The sequence below is a fragment of the Clostridium sp. CAG:265 genome, from assembly GCF_000436575.1.
In the GTDB taxonomy this organism is placed as follows: domain Bacteria; phylum Bacillota; class Clostridia; order Clostridiales; family Clostridiaceae; genus Clostridium; species Clostridium lentum.
This window is the reverse complement of the sequence record NZ_FR886605.1, coordinates 78,801-86,727: the sequence shown is the minus strand read 5'-3', so window position 1 is coordinate 86,727 and position 7,927 is coordinate 78,801. Positions and strand designations below refer to the sequence as shown.

At 24.8% G+C, this 7,927-nt stretch carries 7 protein-coding genes; all 7 read left to right on the top strand.

Annotated features, from left to right (window positions below; translation table 11 throughout):
* Positions 1–1,609 (top strand): immunoglobulin-like domain-containing protein (locus Q5O29_RS05185; protein ID WP_302631775.1); only part of this gene is annotated, 1,609 nt, incomplete at its 5' end.
* A gap of 170 nt (positions 1,610–1,779) precedes the next feature.
* Entirely contained in the window at positions 1,780–3,135 is a 1,356-nt protein-coding gene (locus tag Q5O29_RS05180) for an ABC transporter permease (protein WP_022166995.1), read from the top strand.
* Positions 3,136–3,305: 170 nt separating this feature from the next.
* Positions 3,306–3,710 carry a hypothetical protein gene (locus Q5O29_RS05175; protein WP_022211926.1) on the top strand — a complete coding sequence of 135 codons (405 nt, stop codon included), beginning with the start codon at positions 3,306–3,308 and terminating at the stop codon, positions 3,708–3,710.
* A 137-nt stretch (positions 3,711–3,847) separates the two neighbouring features.
* Positions 3,848–4,531, top strand: a complete 684-nt coding sequence (locus Q5O29_RS05170; protein ID WP_022211925.1) for a response regulator transcription factor — start codon at positions 3,848–3,850, stop codon at positions 4,529–4,531.
* The gene (locus Q5O29_RS05165) at positions 4,524–5,669 is read left to right on the top strand and encodes a cell wall metabolism sensor histidine kinase WalK (protein ID WP_022166998.1); all 1,146 of its coding nucleotides are present in this window, start codon (positions 4,524–4,526) and stop codon (positions 5,667–5,669) included. The genes Q5O29_RS05170 and Q5O29_RS05165 overlap by 8 nt, the downstream gene beginning before the upstream one ends.
* A 39-nt stretch (positions 5,670–5,708) precedes the next feature.
* Positions 5,709–6,374: a response regulator transcription factor gene (locus tag Q5O29_RS05160; RefSeq protein WP_022166999.1), complete on the top strand. Its 666-nt coding sequence runs from the start codon at positions 5,709–5,711 to the stop codon at positions 6,372–6,374.
* A complete protein-coding gene (locus Q5O29_RS05155; RefSeq protein WP_022211924.1) occupies positions 6,374–7,852 on the top strand; it encodes a HAMP domain-containing sensor histidine kinase in 1,479 nt (492 codons plus the stop codon). The genes Q5O29_RS05160 and Q5O29_RS05155 overlap by 1 nt, the downstream gene beginning before the upstream one ends.
* The last annotated feature ends 75 nt before the right edge of the window (positions 7,853–7,927 follow it).

The window sequence follows — 7,927 nt, the reverse complement described above, 5'->3', positions numbered from 1 at the left end:
TGAGGTAAAAGGACAAAGCGCTAAATTTGATGAAAAGATTAAAAAGCCACAAGAACCAACAAAAGCTGGATATACATTTGCTGGATGGTATAAAGAACAGCAATGCGAAAATCCATGGGATTTCGAAACAGATAAAGTACCAGCGCATAATGTAACACTATATGCAAAGTGGATTTTAAATTCTACAGAACTAAATCATGCACCAACAATAAAAGCAGAAGATAAAGTATTACAGGTTGGAGATGAATTTAATCCATTAGCAGGAGTTACAGCAGAAGATGATGAAGATGGAAAAATCGTATTAACTGAAGCAAATATAATAAAGAATACAGTAAATATGAAAGAAGCAGGAACATATGAAGTTACATATAAAGTAACAGATAGCAAAGGTGCATCAGCAGTTAAGACAATAACAGTAACAGTAAATCCAAGGGTTGAACAGTTAAATAAAGTACCAACAATAAAAGCAGAAGATAAAGTATTACAGGTTGGAGATGAATTTAACCCATTAGCAGGAATTACAGCAGAAGATGATGAAGATGGAAAAATCGTATTAACTGAAGCAAATATAATAAAGAATACAGTAAATATGAAAGAACCAGGAACATATGAAGTTACATATAAAGTAACAGATAGTAAAGGTGCATCAGCAATTAAGACAATAACTGTAATTGTTAAAAAAGGTAGTTCATTGGCACAAAGTATAACTATAAATAATAAAATTAATAGTTTATATGTAGGAAGTAATAAAGTATTTACTGCAATTGTAAATGCAGAGGCAGATATACAAGAAGTAGAATGGTCAGTAAATAATGAGAGCATAGCATCAATAGAAGTTACAGGAAATAGTGTTAAAGTAACAGCAAAGGCAAAGGGACAAGTAACTATAACAGCAAAAACTAAAGATGGTAGCAATAAAATTGATACTTTTACTATAAATATAGAAGAATATGAAAACAATGTAGTAGATTTTGTTACTAATATTATAGATACAAATGTTGTTTCAGCTATAACAGGTTCAGGAGAAAAAGAATCTCCATTACAAATGGAAGTACAAAATATAAGCTTAGAAAAATTTACTGGATTTTTAAATAGCATTAAAGAATTAGATGCATTATTAGAAGAAAAACGAATAGATGGAGACTTTATAGTTTATAAAATAAAAGTTAAAAACACATCATTGGTTTCAAGAGTTGTAAGAACTATTAAAAATGAATCTAATGATGAAGCATACATAGAATTAAGAATATCAAAAGAATTAGATAATGTAAGCGTATTTGAATCAAAATTAGAGGAAGTTATATCTAAAATAGATGATGAGAATAGACCAGGCGATGAGAATAGACCAGGCGATGAGAATAAACCAGGTGATGGAAATAAACCAGGTGATGAAAATAAACCAGGTGATGAAAATAAACCGGGTGATGAAAATAAACCAGGTGATGATAACAGACCAAATAACAAAGAAAATTTAAATAATCAAATAAAAATGGAAGATAGTAAAAAAGATAAATTACCTGAAACAGGAAAAAGAAGCTTGTTAGGATATATAGGAGCATTTACTATAGCAGCAGGTAGTTTATTGTTAGGTAAAAATAAGAAAAAATAAATTTATTTTGAGAATCTAATAAAATATATTAAAGGTGATAAGGTTTATTAAAATATAGACCTTATCATTTTTTATAAAAAATAAAGTAAAAATAAATTGTATATTTCATAAATATTTCATATTTAATATATATAATATTCTTGAAGTAATTAATCTAGGAGGAATACAATATGAGTATATTTAAAAGGGCAATATTATATATAACAAGAAAAAAAGTAAAAAGTATTATTATGTTATTAATATTATTTGGTATGGCAACTGCAGTTTTAAGTGGTATTTCAATTAAAAAGGCAACAAATTTAACTAAACAAGATTTAAGTAGCCAGATAGCTAATAAATTTGAAGTTAAAGCTAATCTTGGAACAAATTTTGATGGAACAGTTCCTGAAAGTTTGATAAATAAAATTTTAAATGTAAATGGTATAAAAAGCTATGATGGAATGATTCAAGGTGCAGGTTTAGATTTTAAGGAACTTGATTATGTAGAGCCTAAAAAAAGTACAATTCAATATAAAGATGAAAGATATAATAATCTTTTTTCTGTAGAGGGACATGTTTCTACAGAACTTGATACTAAGTTTGTAAGTAAATCACTTAAATTAGTTGAAGGAAGACATATTGTTAGTACAGATAATGGAAAAGTATTAATACATAAGTCCCTAGCTGAGAAAAATAACTTAAAAGTTGGAGATATATTAAAAGCAACTAAGAGTACATTAGATTATAAAGCAACAAGTATTTCTAAAAATGAATATGAACTTGAGATTGTAGGTATTTTTGAAAGTGAAAATGATGAGAGTGTAGGAAGTAAATTAGAAATTCCAGAAAATCTTATAATATCAGACATTAATACTTTGAAAGCGTTATATAGTTACTCAGATGGAAATATTCAATATACAAATGCTGTATTTAACACAAGTAGTAATGTAGAAGATGTAATATCACAAGTTAAGAAGATTTCTGAAGATTGGAGCAAGTATACAATAGAAAAAAGTGAAGATACTTTTTTAGCTTTAAGTAAGACATTTGAGGTTTTAGATAAAATTATAAATATTGTTTTAATTGGAGCTATTATTGCAGGAGTATTAGTACTTTCATTAGTTTTAATATTCTGGATTCAAGGAAGAATTCATGAAACAGGAATATTACTTTCTATTGGCGTATCAAAATTTAATATTATATCTCAATATATTATTGAATTATTAATCATAAGTTTAATAGCTTTTGGATCATCTTATTTTTCAAGTAAAGCAATTTCACAAAATATAGGGAATGCAATAATTAATCAAGCTAGTAAACAAGCAGTGCAAGAAGTGCAAAATGGTTTTGGAGGAAATAATATAGGAAATGATTCTAATTCGTCTTTAGCAACGCGTACTATAGATGAGATTGATGTAAAGGTAGAATTTAAAGAATTAATTTATGTATATGTTATAGGAAGTGGAATTATAATTATTTCAGTATTATTATCTTCTGTGTCAATAATTAGATTAAAACCAAAGGAAATATTATCAAAAATGAGTTAGTAAATATTAAATTTAAAAAATTATAATTTCTTTTAAAATTAACAATGATTTTACATTGGATTTGTTATCATAAAAACATAGAAAGGATAACTAAAAAAACAAGACAGTTTAAAAGTATTAAAAGAGTTAAGTTATCAGAAAAGTTTTTGAGTAAGGAAGGATGATAAATTATGAAAAGATCAGTAATATTTGGAGTAGTATCATTAGCAATAGTAGGATTACTAGGCTTTGTAGGAGGTAGAGCAAGTAATAAAGAAGTAAGCAAAGCAAATAATAAAACTACAAGTTCATATAGCAGTAATGGAAATACACAGAATAATGTTGATAAAGAAATTGCAAATAGTAATTCGTATAGTAATTCATATAGCAATAAATATAATAATTCTTATAATAACTCAAGTAGTAGTTCATATAGCAATGAAGGAAGTGATGAGGATATTTCTTTTGAATTAAGTGAAGAAGATTTAGCAAATTTAAAAAATGGATTAGGATTAACAGTTAATGGACAAAAGGTAGATATAACTGGATTTGATGAAAAATTTAGAGAAGAAGTAAAAGCTGCTGGCTTTGAATAAACAAAAAAATAAAAATATTTATAATAATATTAAAAACCCCTGTAGTATAATTATAATTTTTATATTATAATTAATAAATAACTCCATATCGAATGATATGGAGTTATTTTATTAAATAAAATAGGAGAAATTATGTTATGAGATTATTAATTGTAGAAGATGAAGCTGATATAGTACATGCTTTACAGAGAGGGTTAAAAAATGAAGGTTATGCAGTTGATGTAGCAATTGATGGAGAAGAGGCTTTAGAATTTTTAAGTGTGAACACATATGATTTATTAGTTTTAGATATAAATCTTCCAGGTGTAGACGGATTTTATATATTAGAAAAACTTAGAGAAAGTGATATAAATACAAGAGTGATAATTGTATCCGCAAATAGAGAAATTGAAGATAGAATAAAAGGTTTAGATTTAGGGGCTAATGATTATTTAGTGAAGCCATTTGATTTTTTGGAGTTAACAGCAAGGATAAGAGCTCTTCTAAGAAGAGAATTTGCCAGTAAACCTTCAATTATAAATGAAGGAAAATTATCCATAGATTTATCGAAACATAAGGTTACATATGATGATGAAGCTATTAATTTAACACTAAAAGAATATTCACTTTTAAAATATTTAGTTCAAAATAAAGATAAAATTATAAGCTCAGAAGAATTAATAAATCATGTTTGGGATGAAAATGCAGATCCTTTCACAACAGTAATAAGAGTTCATGTATATTCTCTTAGAAAAAAATTAACAGCTGTTAGTGGCAATGAAAATATGATTAAAACTATTAAGGGAGTAGGATATTTATTTGGAGGAGACACTAGTGAATAATATAAAGATAAAATTAAAATGGAAGCTTACATTATTTACTATATTAATAATGACAATAACTAGTGGAATTCTTGTTTTTAGTATTAATTATGATGTAAGGCATACAGTTCCACAGTTAAAAGGAGTAATTAATTCAAATACAGGAGATGTTAAAATAGATTTAAATAGTGATTTTAAAGCTGAAATTGATAATATATCAATAGAATCTGCTATAGAGGAAACAACATCAAGAATTTACTGGCTTTCAATAACAACATTTATTTTAGTAGTAATAATTGGAGGTATGTGCACTTATTTTGTAGTAAATAATGCTTTAATTCCAATTGTGGAATTAAATAAAAATATAAAAAAAATAAATGAGGATAATTTAACTTCTAACTTAAGTGTTAAAGGCCCTAATGATGAAATTAAGGAACTTACAATTTCTTTTAATAAAATGATAGCAAAATTAGAAAATGCTTTTACATCCCAAAAGAGATTTAATTCTAGCGTGGCCCATGAATTAAAAACGCCATTAGCTGTGATTAAAACTAATATAGATGTTTTAAAAAGAAGCAATTGTAAAAGCATAGAAGAATATGATAAAACATTAGCAATTGTAGAAAAATCAATATTAAAGATGAACTTAATAATAGAAACAATGTTAGATATAATAAAGCAAGAGAATGCACCTTTAAATGAAAGTGTTAGTATAAGTGAAATATTAGAAGATATAGTAGATGACTTGGATATTATTGCTGATAAAAAAAATATACAATTAAAATTAAATACAAATAATATAAAGAGTAAAATAAAGGGAAATGAAATTATGTTATATAGAGCATTTTATAATGTAATTGAAAATGCTATTAAATATAACAAAATTAATGGAACTGTAAATATATTATGTAGTGAGGATTATAATATTATTAAAGTAAAGATTATAGATACTGGAAAAGGTATAAAAGAAGAGGAGTATGAAGAAATTTTTAAACCTTTTTATAGATGTGAAGGAATTAATACATATTCAGATAATGGAGTTGGACTAGGATTATCATTAACTCAATCAGTTATAAAACTTCATGGTGGGGAAATTAAAGTAAAAAGTAAACTAAATGAAGGAACAGAATTTAATTTAATTTTGCCATATATATCATAAATTAAACTTTAATAATTATATTTTATGAGGTGAAGAAATTTGAAAGTTAATATATTAATAGTTGAAGATGAAGTGGATATAAGAGAAGGGGTAAGTGAATACTTATCAGAAGTTGGTTACAATGTTATAAGTGCTGAAGATGGAATGCAAGCAATAGAAATATTTAATAAAAATAAATTTGATTTAGTAATTTTAGATATAATGTTACCAAAAGCCAATGGATTTATTGTGTTAAATAAAATTAGAGAAGAAAGTAATGTTCCTGTAATTATGCTAACCGCAATGAGTGATGATTATACTCAAATTATGAGTTTTGATGAAAAAGCAGATGACTATATTACAAAACCATTTTCAATAATATTGCTACATAAAAGAATAGAAGCTTTACTTAGAAGAAGATTAAAAGATGATGAAAGTAAAAAATGGTATTATAAAGATATTGAAATTGATTTTGAAGGATATTCAGCAAAAAAGAACGGTAACAATATAGATTTAAAACCTAAAGAAATAAAATTATTGGAATTATTATTAAAATATAGTGGAAAAGTTTTAACAAGAACTCAAATATTAGATAATATATGGAATATTGAAGAATCACCAAATGATAGGGTAATTGATGTATATATTAAAAATATTAGAAAAAAATTAGAGTTGGATTGTATAATAACAGTTAAAGGAATTGGATATAAATTTGAGGAGATGTAATGAAAAAATTAAAATTATTTTCAAAGACATACATATTTACAATGGCTTTAATAAGTATGATAATTATAATTTCACATATTTTAATATACTTAGGATTGCCAAAGGTATACATAAGTAATAAAGAAAAAGAAAGCGATAATATTATTGAAGATTTAATTAAAGAAATAAATAAAGTTGATGCTGATATAGAAAAGTCATTTAAATTAGCTGAAAATTTTTCAGAAAAGTATAATATTAAAATTTCATTAACATTAAATGAAGAAAAGAAAACTTTTCAAGGACATGAAGATGTTGATATATATTTAGATCAAAATTCAGTTAGTGATGAAACAATAGTACTTCCAGATATAAAAAGTGATAGTATTATAAAAGATTATGAAGAAGGTATCACAGGTTCTAAAAGTGAAGAGGATTTTAATCAATATATTAATATAAATAATTCATCAATAATAAAAAGTAAAAGCTTTAAGACAATAAATGATATAAATGGTAATATACAAATGGCCATGGATTTAGAGGCATTTACAGAAACTAGAGACGTTATATTAAAAATATTACCATACTCTATTTTAGTAAGCTTATTTATAGCATTAATAGCATCATATATATATTCTAAAAAAATTACAACTCCAATAAAAGAAATTTGTGATGTTACAAAAGAAATGGAAAACTTAAATAAGAGAGCTTTTTGCAAAGTAGAAACGGAAGATGAAATAGGTATATTAGCATATAACATAAATAATTTATATGAAAATTTATTAAATACAATTCTATCATTAGAAGAGGAAATAGAAAATGTAAGTAAATCTGAAAAAATTAAAGTGGATTTTTTAAGAAGTGCATCACATGAACTTAAAACACCGTTAATGAGTATGCATATAATGCTTGAGAATATGATACTTGGTGTTGGAAAGTATAAAAATCATGATATATATTTAGAAAAATGTAAGGAAGTAGTAAATCAATTAAGTAAGATGGTACAAGAAATTTTAGATACTTCAAGGCTTAATACTCTAGATAATAAAAATGAAAAGATAATAGATTTATCACAAATAGTAAATGAAATAGTAGATACATATAAATTAATAGCTAAATCAAGACAAATTAATATTAATATTAATTTAGAAGATTCTTTTAATATTAGTATAGATGAAAAATTATTTACAAAAGCTATTTCTAATATTATTTCTAATGCAGTAAATTATACTGATGAAGGAAAAGAAATAAGAATTTATATAAAAAATAATAAACTTATTATAGAAAATGACTGTACACCTATTTCTAATGAGCATTTAGAACATATTTTTGAAGCATTTTATAGAGTTGAGTTTGATAGAAATAAGAGTAGTGGTGGAAATGGATTAGGATTATATATAGTTCAGCAAATATTGACAACTACCAAATTAACTTATTCATTTAAACCAATTAAAAATGGAATGAAATTTGAAATAGATTTTAATAATAAAAATATTATTTAAGTAAAAAGAGCTGTCGCACTAAAAAATATATATACATTGTTATTTAATTTCATAAATATTTCATATTACATTGAT